Origin of the sequence: Terribacillus saccharophilus (genome assembly GCF_000725365.1) — a bacterium.
In the GTDB taxonomy this organism is placed as follows: Bacteria; Bacillota; Bacilli; order Bacillales; family Amphibacillaceae; genus Terribacillus; species Terribacillus saccharophilus.
This window is the reverse complement of sequence record NZ_CP008876.1, coordinates 1,684,262-1,699,861: the sequence shown is the minus strand read 5'-3', so window position 1 is coordinate 1,699,861 and position 15,600 is coordinate 1,684,262. Positions and strand designations below refer to the sequence as shown.

Annotated in this window: 12 protein-coding genes; all 12 read left to right on the top strand. The window is 43.8% G+C overall.

Features of this window, described 5'->3' with window-relative positions:
• The first annotated feature begins 239 nt into the window (after positions 1–239).
• Positions 240–1,529 (top strand): MFS transporter, encoded by a 1,290-nt coding sequence (locus tag GZ22_RS08555; protein WP_038561160.1) that lies wholly within the window; start codon positions 240–242, stop codon positions 1,527–1,529.
• Positions 1,530–1,644: 115 nt separating this feature from the next.
• Positions 1,645–3,711: a bifunctional rhamnulose-1-phosphate aldolase/short-chain dehydrogenase gene (locus tag GZ22_RS08550; protein WP_038561157.1), complete on the top strand. Its 2,067-nt coding sequence runs from the start codon at positions 1,645–1,647 to the stop codon at positions 3,709–3,711.
• 11 nt (positions 3,712–3,722) lie between these two features.
• Positions 3,723–5,168, top strand: coding sequence for a rhamnulokinase (rhaB, locus tag GZ22_RS08545; RefSeq protein ID WP_038561154.1), 1,446 nt, complete (start codon positions 3,723–3,725; stop codon positions 5,166–5,168).
• Positions 5,152–5,466 (top strand): L-rhamnose mutarotase, encoded by a 315-nt coding sequence (gene rhaM, locus GZ22_RS08540; protein ID WP_038561151.1) that lies wholly within the window; start codon positions 5,152–5,154, stop codon positions 5,464–5,466. The genes rhaB and rhaM overlap by 17 nt, the downstream gene beginning before the upstream one ends.
• A 12-nt stretch (positions 5,467–5,478) precedes the next feature.
• Positions 5,479–6,732: an L-rhamnose isomerase gene (gene rhaA, locus GZ22_RS08535; RefSeq protein WP_038561148.1), complete on the top strand. Its 1,254-nt coding sequence runs from the start codon at positions 5,479–5,481 to the stop codon at positions 6,730–6,732.
• A 53-nt stretch (positions 6,733–6,785) separates the two neighbouring features.
• A complete protein-coding gene (locus GZ22_RS08530; protein ID WP_038561146.1) occupies positions 6,786–7,547 on the top strand; it encodes a DeoR/GlpR family DNA-binding transcription regulator in 762 nt (253 codons plus the stop codon).
• A gap of 49 nt (positions 7,548–7,596) precedes the next feature.
• Positions 7,597–8,616 carry an autoinducer 2 ABC transporter substrate-binding protein gene (locus GZ22_RS08525; RefSeq protein ID WP_038561143.1) on the top strand — a complete coding sequence of 340 codons (1,020 nt, stop codon included), beginning with the start codon at positions 7,597–7,599 and terminating at the stop codon, positions 8,614–8,616.
• Positions 8,606–10,417, top strand: coding sequence for a sensor histidine kinase (locus tag GZ22_RS08520; protein ID WP_164072061.1), 1,812 nt, complete (start codon positions 8,606–8,608; stop codon positions 10,415–10,417). The genes GZ22_RS08525 and GZ22_RS08520 overlap by 11 nt, the downstream gene beginning before the upstream one ends.
• Positions 10,383–11,912 carry a response regulator transcription factor gene (locus tag GZ22_RS08515; protein WP_038561140.1) on the top strand — a complete coding sequence of 510 codons (1,530 nt, stop codon included), beginning with the start codon at positions 10,383–10,385 and terminating at the stop codon, positions 11,910–11,912. Before GZ22_RS08520 ends, GZ22_RS08515 begins: the two co-directional genes overlap by 35 nt.
• 109 nt (positions 11,913–12,021) lie before the next feature.
• Entirely contained in the window at positions 12,022–13,539 is a 1,518-nt protein-coding gene (locus GZ22_RS08510; RefSeq protein ID WP_038561137.1) for a sugar ABC transporter ATP-binding protein, read from the top strand.
• A 15-nt stretch (positions 13,540–13,554) separates the two neighbouring features.
• Complete coding sequence (locus GZ22_RS08505) at positions 13,555–14,574, top strand: ABC transporter permease (RefSeq protein WP_208596720.1); 1,020 nt, start codon at positions 13,555–13,557, stop codon at positions 14,572–14,574.
• Positions 14,574–15,578: an ABC transporter permease gene (locus GZ22_RS08500; protein ID WP_038561134.1), complete on the top strand. Its 1,005-nt coding sequence runs from the start codon at positions 14,574–14,576 to the stop codon at positions 15,576–15,578. Before GZ22_RS08505 ends, GZ22_RS08500 begins: the two co-directional genes overlap by 1 nt.
• Positions 15,579–15,600 lie beyond the last annotated feature (22 nt).

Here is a 15,600-nt window from a genome sequence, read left to right as displayed (position 1 = left end):
GCTTTCATTATCAAAACATGATAATGAAAGCTTTTTTATATATTAAAGTTTATTGTAATATAATTATGTAAACTAAACTCCTCTCCGAAAGATGATATCCAATTCTATAAAAAAACAAAGTAAATAAAGACAAATAAAGACAAACAAAACAATTTAATGTATAATCCAATCATGAAGTGTTTTGAAAGCGCTTTATATATGCAGCTATTACTACTGTTTCAATACTTAGGAGGGGAATAATGGCGGAGAAACAAGGAAGTTTAAAGGCTACAATTACAGTTGCAATGTCCAACTACTTGGAGGCAGGTTCGATTGTTGCCGGAGCAGGCGGATTGACTTTATGGATGGAGTATCTGAATCTGAATGATGCAAAGCTTGGACTTCTCGGTGCATTGAGTGCAAATGGCTTCGGGTCGGCAATCGGAGCTTTTCTTGGTGGCATCCTGGTGGACAAGTATGGCAGAAAATTCATTTATAAGTATGATTTGCTTGTGTACATGCTAGGGATTTTGCTTATTATGTTTTCATTCAATTTCCCGATGCTACTCGTCGGTTATGTGGTGACTGGAATCGCTGTCGGAGCGGCAATACCAGCTGCTTGGACTTACATAGCGGAAGAAGCGCCGAAGGGAGAGAGAGCAGCGCGAGTCGGCTGGGGGCAGTTTGCTTGGTCGATCGGGCCGGCAATTACGCTGTTTCTATCAGTTTTATTGGCTCCTTTAGGTTTGCTTGGCAGCCGGATCATCTTTGCACAGCTCTTCGTCGTGGCTCTTATCACTTGGATTATGCAGCAGCAGATCAATGAGTCCACAATATGGACGGAGGAAAAAGAAAAAAGTCGAAGAGAAGTTGGGAAACAAGATGTATCATGGAAACAGCTGTTTACTGTTAAAGCAAATTTAAAAGCAATCGTGCTGCTTGTTGGCATCTATGTGTTTTGGAATCTTGTTGCAGGTGTTATGGGCTATTTCATGCCTTATATTTACGAAACCGTCGGTGGCTTATCTGCATCTCAGGCAAACTTACTGCAAGGCTTCCTTTGGACGTTAACTGTGGCAGCAACTTATTTTGTCTTCATTAAGCTTGGTGACCGGGTAAATCGTAAACTTCTTTATGGAGTAGGTGCGGGTATGGGGATCGCTGCGTGGCTTGTACTTACGTTTGGCGGAATGGGCATGTTCGAGCTGTACACATTTGTCGTCCTTTGGGGAATTGCAGCTGGTTTCGGAGCACAGGCATTTTATGGGCTTTGGGCAGGAGAGCTATTCCATACCCGTTACCGGGCAAAAGCACAAGGTTTTATCTTTGCCTTGGCGAGAATAGCAGTCGGATTGATTTCACTTGTTGTACCTTTAATGATAACTTCACTCGGATTCCAGTCAGCAGGTCTGGTCATGATTGGATTCCTTGTTATCGCCGCGGTTGTTGGTTTAATCATGGCACCAGAAACAAGAGGGAAGTCATTAGAGGAAATCCAGGAAGATCGGTATGGAAGTGTAGAAGAAAGAGCACGTCAGGCAAGGAATTAACAAAACAAAAATAAACAAATAAAAATAAAGATAAATACACAAATTTGCTCGATTCTAATGTATAATGAGTTCATTAAATGAAAGCGCTTCATCAATTACAGAAGGAGTGATAGAATTGGTACAGAATAAGTGGAATGAATCAAATGCAAATCAAGTGGAAGGATTGGGTGAACTCGTATATCGATCCAATCTGATTGGAAGTGACCGTTCTGTTTGTAACTGGGGCGGCGGAAATACATCTATGAAAACTACGGTGGAGGACTTTCGCGGACGCCTGGTAGAAGTTATGTATGTTAAAGGCAGCGGATCTGACTTGGCAACAATGGGCGCGCATAACTTCACCGGTTTGCGGATGGAGGATATTCGCCCTTTGATTGAAAGAGAATCTATGACAGATGAGGAAATGGTCGCGTACTTAAGTCAATGCATGATTGATGCTAGTCATCCGCGTGCGTCAATAGAAACATTGCTGCATGCGTTTCTTCCCTTTAAACATGTTGATCATACACATCCTGACAGCATTATTAGTCTATGCTGCGCCGATAATGGACAGGAAATTGCTATAGAAATCTTCGGTGAGCGATTCGTCTGGGTTCCTTATATCCGACCTGGATTTACTTTATCTAAAATGATCGCAGAAGCAGTTGCGGCAAACCCGCAGGCAGAACTTGTGCTGATGGAGAAGCATGGCTTGGTCGTATGGGGAGAGACAGCAAAAGAGAGCTATGATCGGACGATTGCTGTTATTAATGAAGCAGAAAGCTATATTTCTCAAAAGCAGTCAGAAACAAAAGCTTTCGGCGGAGAGAAGTTTTCAGTTTTGGATAAAGAAAAACGAAATCAGCTTATTACGAAAGTAATGCCAGCGATCAGAGGCGCAGTGAGTGGAGAAAAGAAAATGATCCTCAGCTTCGATGATAGCGAAGCTGTGCTGGAATTTGTGAATAGTGAACAAGCGCAGGAGCTAAGTCAGGTAGGAGCGGCGTGTCCGGATCATCTTGTACATACAAAGCGTACGCCTTTGTATATTGCATTCGATCCTTCAGCTGACAATACTGATGAACTGCTTCAAAAAGTAGAAGATGGTATCCAAAACTTTGCTAAAGATTATGAGGATTATTTCAATCGTCTTGCATCCGAGGGAGATGTAATGTTCGAGCCAGTGCCTAGAGTAGTGCTCATCCCTGGTGTGGGTATGGTCACGACTGGCAAGGACAAGAAGGCTGCTGATATTAGTGCTGCTTTGTATCATCGTGCAATTGCCGTGATGAAAGGAGCAACGGCACTCGGTGACTTTGTTTCCTTGTCCGAAGCGGAATCGTTTGCAGTGGAATATTGGCCGTTAGAGCTGTATAAGCTTTCCTTGGCACCACCAGAAGCTAGATTTAGTCGCTCTGTCGTTCTCGTAACAGGAGGAGCTGGCGGTATTGGAAGTGCTACATTGCGCGTTTTCCTGGACGGCGGAGCTCATGCGGTTGTTACCGATATTAATCTCGAAGGGGCAGAAAAGGTCGCTGGGGAGTTAAACGAAACATACGGGTCAGGACGTGCGATAGCGGTCAAAATGGATGTAACCGATGAGTCAGCTATCGCTGAAGCGTTCGAGACAGCTGTTCGGCAGTTTGGCGGAGTGGACCATATCGTCAATAACGCAGGGCTTGCTACAAGCAGTCCATTTGATGAAACAACATTAAAAGAATGGCAGCTTAATATGGATGTTTTAGGTACAGGTTATTTCCTTGTAGCCCGTGAAGCCTTCCGTTTGATGAAGCAGCAAGGCATTGGCGGAAGCATGGTATTTGTCGGATCGAAAAACAGCGTTTATGCCGGTAAGAATGCAGCGGCTTATAGTGCAGTGAAAGCAATGGAGATGCATTTGGCTAGATGTATTGCTGCAGAAGGCGGCGGATATGGAATTCGAGTTAACGGCGTCCTTCCTGATGCCGTGCTGCAAGGGTCTGCAATCTGGGGATCCAAATGGCGTGAGGAGCGTGCAGCAGCTTATAATATTTCACCAGATGAACTGGAGGAACATTATCGCAAACGCACGACACTTGGTGTCAATATTTATCCGAGTGATATCGCTGAATCCATTGCTTTCTTTGCCTCAGATGCAGCGCTTAAGACAACTGGCTGCATGATAACAGTGGATGGCGGCGTACCGGCTGCCTTCACTAGATAGGGGGATATCATATGCATATTGCTGTTGATATCGGAGCATCAAGCGGCCGACTCGTTTCTGGTGAAATGAAGGACGGAAAACTGCTTATACAAGAGATACACCGTTTTGCGAATGGCTACCAGAAACAAGGAGATCACCATTGCTGGGATATTGATCATTTGGAAGAGCAAATATTGCGAGGGTTAGAAATTGCCAAGCAGCAGGGTATCACATCATGCACGCTCGGAATCGACACGTGGGCAGTGGACTACGTGTTACTTGGGAAGGATGGTGAGCGGCTGCGTGATGTGATCGCTTACCGGGATTCCCGGACAGATGGTGTGATGGAACAGGTGTGGGAAAAGGTATCGAAAAGTGAAATTTACCGCAAAACAGGTATCCAGTATCAGTCTTTCAATACAATTTATCAACTCTTCACAGAAAGTGAGGAGCTAATTCAAAAAACGGATACGATATTGCTTGTACCAGATTATCTGCACTACAGACTTACTGGGAAAAAAGTGATGGAAGCGACTAATGCTTCTACGATGCAGTTAATGAATCCACTCACAAAGGATTTTAATGCTGACCTGCTTGCTTTAACAGGCTTTCATTCTAAGCAGTTTGCTCCACTGATTGAAGCTGGAACAATTATTGGTGAACTCGACGAGTCGCTTAAAAAACAGTATGACTTGCCCGTTTGTACTGTTATTGCTGTCGGATCGCATGATACCGCTTCTGCAATCGCCGGTGTACCTGCGAGCGGGAAGAAGTGGGCATATCTTAGCAGCGGCACCTGGTCTCTCATCGGAACGGAGCGAGAAAATCCCATTCTTGAGGACAGCAGTTTAGAAAAGAACTTCACCAATGAATGGGGTATCAACAACACATATCGATATTTGAAAAATATCATCGGTATGTGGGTGATTCAGGAAATCAGAAGAGTATATCCTGTTGATTATAATTTTGGTGAGATGGTGGAAGCTGCAAAGCAGACTAATTTGAAACAAGTAGCTTCGATTGATCTGAATGATGCAAGATTTTTAAAGCCGCACAATATGATTGAAGAACTCCAGGACTATTGCCGAGAAACGGATCAAAGTGTACCTGCCGATATAGGGGAGCTTAGTCTGACTGTATTTCATAATCTGGCTATTGCTTACAGCGAAGCTTTGAAAGAGTTGGAAGTACTTACAGGAGAGAGTATTCAAACGCTGCACATAGTAGGTGGCGGATCGCAAAATGCCGTGCTCAATCAGCTGACAGCAGATTACAGCGGATTACAAATAGTTGCTGGCCCTACGGAAGCGACAGCACTTGGAAATTTAATTGTACAAATGATAGCAGCAGGGGAACTGGAATCTTTGGATGCTGGCAGACAGCTTATCCGTAAATCGTTCCCTGTCGAGATTTTCACTCCATCCAGTCGAAATAAAATAGAGAAAAATAGGAGGACAGTCCATGATTCGAAAAGCTAGTGTCATGTATGTTTACCGGGATAAATTCGACGAATACAAAGAACGCCATGATCAGCTTTGGCCTGAAATGGAGCAAGTTTTAAAGGAGCATGGAGTCAGTAACTATAGTATCTTTCTGCATGAACCGACTGCTATGTTATTCGCCTATTTGGAGGCTGAATCAGAAGACAAGCATGCTAGTATCGCTGAAACGGAAGTTTGCCAGCGATGGTGGGCATATATGCAGGATATTATGCAGACTAATCCTGATCTTAGTCCGGTTAGTGAAACGGTGAAAGAAGTATTCCATTTAAATTGAGGAGGAAAGCGTATGACAGTGATTAAAGCGTATGAACTTGCGAAATCGATGTACGAAGCATTAGGAGTGGATGTTGAAGCGGCATTGGATAAATTGAAAACGGTACCAATAAGTATCCATTGCTGGCAGGGAGATGATATCGGCGGTTTCGAAGTGCAGCAGAATGAGCTGTCAGGCGGAATTGATGTGACAGGTAACTATCCTGGTAAAGCGACAACCCCGGAAGAACTGCGCGCAGATCTTGAGATGGCATTGCGTCTCATACCAGGCAAGCATCGTATCAATTTGCACGCTATTTATGCAGAGACAGACGGTCAGCATGTGGAGCGTAATGAAATCAAGCCAGAACATTTCCGTAATTGGGTAGAGTGGGCAAAGCAGCATGATCTTGGGTTGGATTTTAACCCAACGGTCTTTTCCCATGAAAAAGCTGCTGATGGATTAACGCTTGCACATCCAGATGAGGAAATCCGCCAGTTCTGGATAGAGCATTGTATCGCGTCCCGTCGTATCGGCGAGTATTTCGGAAAAGAACTCGGTACAGCGAGCCTAACAAATATTTGGATACCCGATGGCTACAAGGATGTACCAAGTGATCGTCTGACACCGAGAGAACGCCTAAAGCGCTCACTTGATCAGATTTTTGCTGTCGAAATCGATGAAAACTACAATATTGATGCTGTGGAGAGCAAGCTGTTCGGAATCGGTTCTGAGTCATATGTGGTCGGCTCACATGAATTTTACATGGGATATGCTTTAACTCGTGGTAAGTACTTGCTCATGGATACTGGGCATTATCATCCAACGGAGATGGTTTCGAACAAACTCAGCGGCACGCTTCCATTTACAGATAAGATTGCCTTGCATGTATCACGGCCGGTACGCTGGGACAGTGATCATGTAGTAACGTTTGATGATGAACTGAAGGAGCTGGCACATGAGCTGGTTCGTAATGATACGCTTGATAAAATACGAATCGGACTCGATTTCTTTGATGCAAGCATAAATCGTGTAGCTGCGTGGGTAATCGGTACCCGCAATATGCAAAAAGCGCTTCTATATGCTTTACTGACACCGCATGCAGAACTGAAGGAATATCAAGAGAAGGGACAATTCACTGAAAGGCTCATGCTGATGGAAGAGCTGAAGAGTTATCCATTCGGCGCAGTATGGGATTATTTCTGCCAGGAGATGCAAGTTCCGCGCGGGACGGCTTGGCTGCAGCATGTTCAGGAGTATGAAAGAAACGAAATGGCGCATCGGTAACACGTTAGATTATGCTACACTATAATCAAAACGTGATAAAGGCAGGAAAAGGGATGTTAGTTGCAGAAAGACAAAGGAAGATCGTAGAACTTGTCAACGAGCGGGCCAGCGTCCGGGTTACTGAACTCAGCTCTCTCTTTCATGTAACCGAAGAGACGATACGCCGTGATCTTGAGAAGCTTGAAAAGGAACAGCTTTTGCATCGCAGTCATGGCGGAGCAGTTCGCATAGAGGAAGGGGCAACTGAGATTGCCCATGAAGCACGTGAAGTGATGCGAATGCAGGAAAAGCAGGCAATCGCTAAAGCAGCAGTTTCAGAAATCCAGACTGGAGAGCGGATTATTCTGGATGCCAGTACGACAGCATGGTATATGGCGAAGGAATTGCCAAACATGCCGCTGACGATCATCACGAACAGCATTAAAGTGGCGCTCGCCTGCAGTACGAAGGATCAAATACGAGTTATTTCGCTTGGCGGACAGCTGCTATCGAAATCTTTATCCTTCGTCGGTCCACTGACGGAAAGGTCATTGACGACTTATTATGTGGATAAAACCTTTCTTTCTTGTAAGAGCGTGCATCTCGAACACGGCTTGAGTGATTCAAATGAACAGCAGGCTATCGTCAAGAAACAGATGATTGAGATAGCGGGGCAGACAATTTTGTTGGCTGATTCTAGTAAATTCGGAAAGCGTGCTTTTGCAACGATCACTGATCTTGGGCGTATTTCGAAGGTCTACACAGATACAGGAATCGATTCTGTCACAAAAAGCTATTTTGAAAAACAAAACATGGAGTTCCAAGCTGTGAACTAATCAACTGACCCCGCAAAGATAGCTTTGCGGGGTTGCTAAGGATGATACTATGCAAAAGAAATCACTTGTCCTGCTTATTCTGTTGATTTTTGTAAGCGCTTGCAATAAAAAGGAAATACTCTATGTGCAGGAAACGCCGCCGTCAGAGCCATATCCAGAGCAAACGGAACAAATCGATATTGCCATTGTGCCGAAAGTGATGGAAATTCCCTATTTCCAAGCTGTACAACAGGGAGTGGAAGAAGCGGCTAAGTCCTCTGGCGCTACTGTTCATTTTAAAGGTCCAACAACAGCTGATACTTCTCAGCAAGAAGAAATCATCCGTACTTTTATAAAAGAAAAGGTCGACGTTCTGGCGGTAAGTGTCATAGATCCAGATCGACTCTCACCTGTACTGGCAGAGGCGAGACGGCAAGGTATAACGGTTCTGACATGGGATGCGGATGCTCATCCTGAAGCCAGAGACTATTTTATCAATATGGTAGATGCTGAAATGCTAGGTGAGCATTTGCTGGACAGCCTGGCAGCACAAATCGGCGAGGAAGGCGAGTATATTATTCTTTCTGGGTCGCAGTCATCGCTCAATCAAGAAGAATGGCTGCATTGGATCAAACAGCACAATCGAGCTTATTATCCGAATTTGATACTTCAAGAAGTGGCTTATACAAATGATAATCCTGTCACAGCTTATCAGGAATCAAAACGAGTGGTGAAAGCATATCCGGATTTGAAGGGCATTATTGGAATAGCATCGCTCGGTCCGCCAGCCGCAGCCGCCGTTTTAAAGGAAGAGAATGTATCAGATGATATTGTTATAGTCGGCTTGGCATCTCCGCGTGACATGAATGAGCATTTGAAGGAAGGTGACGTCAAAGGGATCACTTTATGGAGTCCTAAGAAACTCGGTTTCTTGACTGTCATGATTGCAAAGCTGATGCAAGATGGTACTGAAATCGAAGATGGTATGTTCATAGAAGATGTTGGTAGGATCCAAGTAAAGGGAGAGCAAATCATTATGGGGGAACCGATTGATTTTACAGCGGATAATGTGGATCAATATGATTTTTAAAAAGAAATTCCGCAATCTTTCGTTAATGCATAAACTGCTGCTATCTTATACACTGCTTACCATCATACCAGTTGCACTGCTCGGTTTTTTCATTTATACAGCATATACAAAAGCTGCAGAAGAGCAAATCGGAACGCTGGTACCGCAAATGCTGGAACAGGCAAGTCAGCAAATCGATCGAAATGTACAGGACGTTACGAATATGCCCGAAAGACTGTATCAATCACAGCAGATGATCGAGATATTGAGGCAGGATAGCTTCCAGTCACATGCAGAAGCGATGCAGCAGCAATACGTGATGGAGCGCTATCTTTCCAGCAGTTTTCTTCATAGCAGTTCTTCTGATTTGCTCGGTGTGTTTGTCTTCTCTAAAAATAGAGTGTTCGCAGCCACAGCCAAAAGTTACAGCGGCTTTTCTAAAAGTGAGGCAGCTGTTTATGGCCAAAGCTTGGAGCTGGAAAAAGGAAGCATGATTCTTCTTCCGCAAGATACAAATCTTGTATTTGAAAATAATGCTGATTATCTTTTAATCGGTGTGCCGCTGCAGGATCGTGATAACCAAGCTTATCTTGGAACAATGTTCTTGGCATTGGATGTAGCATTTGTCGACCGCATTACAGGTACAATTAAAGAACATAATGCTGCCAGAATCATGCTTTTGGAAAAGGATTCTGGGAGAATTGCCTATGATTCTAAAAGTGAGAAAAGCGACCAAATTGTCCCAGAAGACTTTTATCCAATCGAAAATGGAAGCTTTCTGCAGGATGGTAAATTGATTGGTATCACTCCAGCGATACAGCAGGATTATGCTTTAATTTATGAAATACCTACAGAAAAGCTGTTTGCCAAACAGCAGCAAACCAGAACCATCTCAATTGTTCTTTTTTTGCTGTTCATTATATTCAGCGTGTGTTTGTATACCTTTGTTGCCTATAATGTATCGCAGCCTATTAAGCGTTTGATAGCTAACATGAGAAGCGTCCAAGGCGGGAAGTTTCAGCAAACGCTTCCGGTGACAAAACAAGATGAGGTTGGCAGACTGACGGAGAGTTATAATCATATGATTATTGAAATACGTGATTTAATTCAAAAGAATTATATGATCAGACTCAAGCAGCAGGAAGCTGAGTTATATGCACTCCAAACCCAGATCAATCCACATTTTATCTTCAATACTCTGGAAACGATCAATTATGCTGTTGAAGCAGGAGAACAGGAGGAAGTTATCAATATTATCACGACACTTGGTAGAATGCTGAGGTATTCCTTGGATAATGGCGTCAAATTTGTCTCCCTTACTGAGGAAATCAGGCATGTCGAAGATTTTCTGTCAATCCAGCAGTTCCGGTTCCTTGACCGGCTTACTTGGAAGACCGATTATCCTGACCCTGGAATCTCAACTGATGTCCAGGTTCCGAAATTCATACTCCAACCGATTGTCGAAAATAGCATTAAATATGGTTTGGAAACCAAGACTAGCATTCATATTGATATAAAGATTCACCAAACACCCGATATGCTCATTTTGACTATAAAAGATGATGGACCAGGCTTCGACCCGACAGTTAAAACGGAGCTGGAAGAAGAGCTTAGTCTGGAACCAGGGATAACCTCGAAATCTGCGCATTATGGGTTAAGCAATGTTAGCAATCGAATTAAAATGCTGTACGGAAATAACTATGGTGTATCACTGGAGAACAATCAAAAGGGTGCAACCGTACGACTTTACTTGCCATTTCGTCATGTTTCGGAAAGGGGAAGTCTTGATGCAGAATTTGCAAATCATGATCGTAGAGGATGAATATCGAATCCGTATGGGACTAGAGCGTTTTATCAGCAATCAGCCGCAATACGCGGTTATTGGTACGTTTGCTAATGGGCAAGAGGCATTGAATGAATGGAGACTTGGTAAAAAAGCCGAAGTCATTCTGACAGATATCAAGATGCCAATCATGGATGGATTAACGCTGATTACAGAGTTAAAAGAGGAAGGCTACACAGGAGAATTCCTTGTTTTGAGCGGTTTCGATGATTTTCAGTATGTGCAGCAAGCATTACGGAATCAAGTTGCCGATTATCTTTTGAAGCCAGTCGATAGGCAGCAGCTGCAAGATCGGCTACAGCAGCTGTATGAAAAGAAACAAGAAATAGAAAATGTGCGAAAACAGCAGAGTCAGAAACAAGAACAGCTTCTGTTGCTGCGTGCTCTTTCGAGTGAAAACAGCTTGGCTGATACACAATGGACAGAAATATTTCCATCTGGAACGTATTACACATGCCGTTTACAGATTCAAAACTTTCATCAGCAAAAAGCTAAACGAGATCCTGTTCGTTTTCACCAGGAGCTAAGTGCAGTTGTCCGAATATTTGATACAGAGCTGTCAAACCAATGGTCGGATTCATCCTTTTGGTGGTGGTGGGATCAAGAACAGAGCTTTGGTCTGCTTGTACATACAGAAGAGAAAAATTCTCCTATTCTTATCGATCGTATTGCTGAAACTCTATCTCACCGCACCTTCTTTAAGCTAACAGCTTCACCAGGACAAATACTGTACGAATTGGAATTGCTGCCGGCAGCAATGGAAGCAGAACATATGGAGTTAAAGCTCCAGCCTGTTTCTGTAGAAAGTCAATATACAGAAGCCCTTAGTGTTAACATCCAGAATATCTTGCATTCACTTCGATTTGCCTTTAAGCAGTTTGTTTTCGACGATATGGATACTGCTTTAAATAGGTTAAAAGAAGAGCTTGCAACAGCAGAGCAGCTGGACTCGGTAATAGCGCTTCTTCAATCCTCAGGTATCGAAATGCTGCATGATGTTAGTAAGCGATTACCCGTCAATGATGTTCACCGTATGCTTCAAAGATTAGGAAGAAACACGAGCCAAACCTTAACAGCATCTGAATTGCTTCAAGGCTTTGAAAATTGGACCAAAGATCTGGCAGATATGTGCATCAGATTGGATCAACATTCAGATCGAACAGCGGTGGAGCGGGCGAAAGCATTCATACATCAGCATGTGCAGGAAGCGATAACGATCGAACAAGTAGCAGCACATGTCTATATGAACCCGACATATTTCTGTGCTTATTTCAAAAAGCATACAAAAGAAACTGTACTGCAGTATGTTACCAAACAAAGGTTAGAGCTTGCCAAGCGCAAGTTGGAGGATACAGATGACAAAGTAACGATAATCGCTGATTCTGTCGGATATCATGATCATAAATATTTCAGTAAGCTGTTCAAAAAACATACAGGATTTGCTCCATCAGAATATCGGCGTTTGCGCCGGTAAGAGAAAAACAGAAGAATAACCTCCTATTCCGAAAGACGTCCCCTTCTCGAAGCGGGACTTTTTTCATACTCTTTATGTAAGCGCATTCAGCGGTGAAGGAGGGCAAGATATGACAAACGAATATGTACTTGAAATGAGAGGGATATCAAAAGCCTTTCCTGGTGTAAAGGCTCTGAACGATATGCAATTCCAGCTGAAGAAGGGTGAAATCCACGCTTTGATGGGTGAAAATGGTGCGGGGAAGTCCACTTTCATCAAAATCATTACAGGCGTCCATCAACCAACAGAAGGCGAGATGCTCTTGCTGGGTGAAAAAGTGTCTTTTCAAAATCCTAAACAAGCTCAGCAGCAGGGAATTGCAGCTATTTATCAGCACGTAACCAGTTATCCCGACTTGAGTGTTGCTGAAAATATATTCATGAATCATGAAGTTAGGCACCCTGTATGGAAGACGCTGAATTGGCGGGAGATGCATAAACAGGCTCGGCAGCTGCTGCGTGAATTAGGAAGCAGCTTAGATCCTAAAACTCAAATGAATACGCTGAGCGTTGCGCAGCAGCAAATCGTTGAAATAGCTAAAGCAATAAGTACAAAGGCAAAGATCATCATCATGGATGAACCGACCGCTGCACTAACTGCTAGAGAAAGTGAAGAGCTATATCGTATTACTGAAAAGCTGCGGGATGAAGGTACTTCTATTATCTTCATTTCCCACCGTTTTGAGGATATGTACCGACTCGCCAGCCGTGTTACCGTACTGCGCGATAGCAACTACATCGGCACTTGGGATGTGGAAGACATATCGAATGAAAAATTGATTGTCGCGATGGTCGGTAGAGAGATCAATCAGATTTTCCCTGATAAAAAGACGAGCGCAGGAGAGACAGTTCTGGATGTGAAAAACTTGTCTAAGCTAGGAGAATTCGACGATATCAGTTTTTCAATCAAAAGCGGCGAAATACTTGGTATGACAGGATTGGTTGGCGCCGGACGAACAGAGGTATGCCAAGCGATATTTGGCATTACAGCATTTGACAAGGGAGAAATACTGTTGAGCGGCAGCTCGATTCGCAATAAAAATCCACAGGAAGCTATGGATAATGGCATCGGATATTTGGCGGAAGATCGATTGGATCAAGGTCTGCTCGTGGATTGGAGTATTGAAAAAAATATAACGTTAGCAAATTTAACCGATCTATCGACCTTAACATGGATACACCGTGATAAAGAAAAACGGCAGGCTAAAGAATTTGGTGAAAAAGTGCATATCAAAGCTACGAGCATCTTTGATTCAGTCAATTCACTTTCCGGTGGTAACCAGCAAAAAGTAGCCGTTGCGAAACTGCTGACAAAGGATTTAAAAGTAATTTTGCTGGATGAACCAACGAAAGGTGTCGACATCGGAGCAAAAGCAGCTATATATGAAATCGTTCAGAATCTGGCAGAAGCTGGATATGCAGTTCTGTTCGTCTCTTCTGAAATGCCCGAGATTCTCGGTATGAGCGATCGGATCTTAGTAATGAAAGAGGGCAGGATTGCAGCCGATTTTGTCAACAGGGGAATCACTCAGGAGATGATTTTGGAAGCAGCAATGGGCGAAGAGCAAGTACAGGAGAAAAGCGGTTAAGAAGGAGGGGTCAAAATGAAAATTAAAACAGAAAATCTAGAAATGGAGAAGAAAAATCCGCTGGCACTGTTTTATCAATTCCGAGAGCTCGGGCTGTTTTTCTTCATCGTTATTTTATGTATCGGGGTACAATTGCGAAATCCTTCTTTTTTGACAGGAGAAAACATCCTTGATATGGCAACCAATACATCAATCCTGGTCATCCTTGCGTTAGGGATGATGATTGTTTTGATCACAAGGGGAATCGATTTGTCGATCGGAGCTGTAATTGCGCTTTCCGGTATGCTGACAGCGCAGCTTGTGGCAGCCAATCCATCAGTCAATCCGTTTCTATGCTTGCTTATCGGTACTGTAATTGGCGCTCTGTGCGGGATGGTCATTGGTGTGCTGGTTGCTAAAGTCGGCTTGCTGCCAATCATAGCTACACTAGCTTTAATGAATATTTTCCGTGGTCTTACGTTTTTAGTGAGTGATGGAGAGTGGGTTAGTTCGTATCAAATGTCGGAAAGCTTCGTGGAAATTGCAACCGGAACATTCCTGGGACTGAATCATCTAATCTGGATTGCGGTTCTTTTCTGCCTCGTATTCTTTTATTTTCTTAATTACACACGCACAGGCCGGCAAATCTATGCTGTCGGCAGTAATCCGCAATCTGCAGCTGTGAGCGGAATAAAACAAGGACGAATTTTATTCCTTGTTTATACCATTATGGGGGGATTATCTGGACTGTGCGGCGTCTTGTGGGTATCCAAATTTGCATCAGCGCAGGGAGATACAGCCTCGGGTTATGAACTTACTGTCATTGCAGCATGTATATTGGGCGGTGTCAGCATTGCTGGTGGTTCTGGAAAGCTAGCAGGCGTTCTTCTCGGAGCAATATTACTGGGGATTTTGAACAATGCACTGCCGCTTTTGAATGTGTCTCCATTCTGGCAAAACGGTATCCAAGGTTTTATCATCCTGCTTGCTGTTATCGTCAATGCCGTCGTGAAACGCCGTGTCGAACGAACTCATCTGCTTAGGAGGGCTGGCTGATGGAACAAAAAAAGCAAACATATCAACCTCGTACTCTAGAAACGAATTTGCCGTTCTCCTGGAAGCGTCTCTTCTTCCAATGGGAATGGATGCTGCTGCTCATATTGGTAGCCGTGCTCCTGCTCGGAAGCTATGTGTCACCTTATTTCCTGAATTATCCGAGTTTGCGAGACGGAACGATGGTCTTCCTGGATAAAGCATTGATCGTCTTTCCGATGGCGATGATCATGATCATGCGCGATATAGATATTTCTGTAGGTTCAACAGTTGCGTTATCGTCTGTTGTCATGGCCACGCTTTATACAAGTGCCGGTCTGCCGATGGAAGTGGCCATCATTGCTTGTCTAGCAACTGGTGCTATATGCGGTCTGATCAATGGACTCTTGATTGTGAAGTTCAAAGAGCTTTCTGCGGTCATCGTTACACTTGGAACCATGATCCTATACCGGGGCATTGCTTACATCATTCTGGAAGATCAGGCAGCAGGAGGCTTTCCTGAATGGTTCGGCTTCTTTGGATGGGGTTATGTTTTCGGAATACCGTTTCTATTGATTGTATTCGCAGTGCTAGCTGTCGTATTCGGCATCGTGCTGCACAAGACTACATTTGGAAGAAAGGTATTTGCCATCGGGAACAATCCGACTGCCAGTCGCTTTTCAGGTATCAAGGTAGATAAAGTCAAGGTGATCGTCTTCATGCTGGCAGGGTTGCTGGCTGCTGTGACAGCGATTTTCCTTACATCAAGGATGGGCAGCACACGGCCGAACATTGCTACTATGTATGAACTTGACATCATTGCGATGGCAGCACTTGGTGGAGTCAGCACAGCCGGCGGAAAAGGACGGGTGCTAGGTGTCGTCATAGCGGTCTTCATCATCGGCTATCTGCAATATGGACTAGGACTTATCAATCTTCCAAGTCAAATGTTTTTAATCATTGTAGGAGCATTGCTCATCCTGTCAGTTGCTATTCCGAAGCTTGGCGGGATGATAAAAAGAAAATGAGTATTCCAGCGCTTGCTGATAC

Bases quoted from the DNA above. Each gene is read 5' to 3' on its own strand.
- GZ22_RS08525 (WP_038561143.1), top strand. From the start codon at position 7,597: ATGCAAAAGAAATCACTTGTCCTGCTTATTCTGTTGATTTTTGTAAGC.
- GZ22_RS08500 (WP_038561134.1), top strand. From the start codon at position 14,574: ATGGAACAAAAAAAGCAAACATATCAACCTCGTACTCTAGAAACGAAT.
- rhaM (WP_038561151.1), top strand. From the start codon at position 5,152: ATGATTCGAAAAGCTAGTGTCATGTATGTTTACCGGGATAAATTCGAC.
- GZ22_RS08515 (WP_038561140.1), top strand. From the start codon at position 10,383: ATGCAGAATTTGCAAATCATGATCGTAGAGGATGAATATCGAATCCGT.
- rhaB (WP_038561154.1), top strand. From the start codon at position 3,723: ATGCATATTGCTGTTGATATCGGAGCATCAAGCGGCCGACTCGTTTCT.
- GZ22_RS08530 (WP_038561146.1), top strand. From the start codon at position 6,786: ATGTTAGTTGCAGAAAGACAAAGGAAGATCGTAGAACTTGTCAACGAG.
- rhaA (WP_038561148.1), top strand. From the start codon at position 5,479: ATGACAGTGATTAAAGCGTATGAACTTGCGAAATCGATGTACGAAGCA.
- GZ22_RS08555 (WP_038561160.1), top strand. From the start codon at position 240: ATGGCGGAGAAACAAGGAAGTTTAAAGGCTACAATTACAGTTGCAATG.
- GZ22_RS08520 (WP_164072061.1), top strand. From the start codon at position 8,606: ATGATTTTTAAAAAGAAATTCCGCAATCTTTCGTTAATGCATAAACTG.
- GZ22_RS08505 (WP_208596720.1), top strand. From the start codon at position 13,555: ATGAAAATTAAAACAGAAAATCTAGAAATGGAGAAGAAAAATCCGCTG.
- GZ22_RS08510 (WP_038561137.1), top strand. From the start codon at position 12,022: ATGACAAACGAATATGTACTTGAAATGAGAGGGATATCAAAAGCCTTT.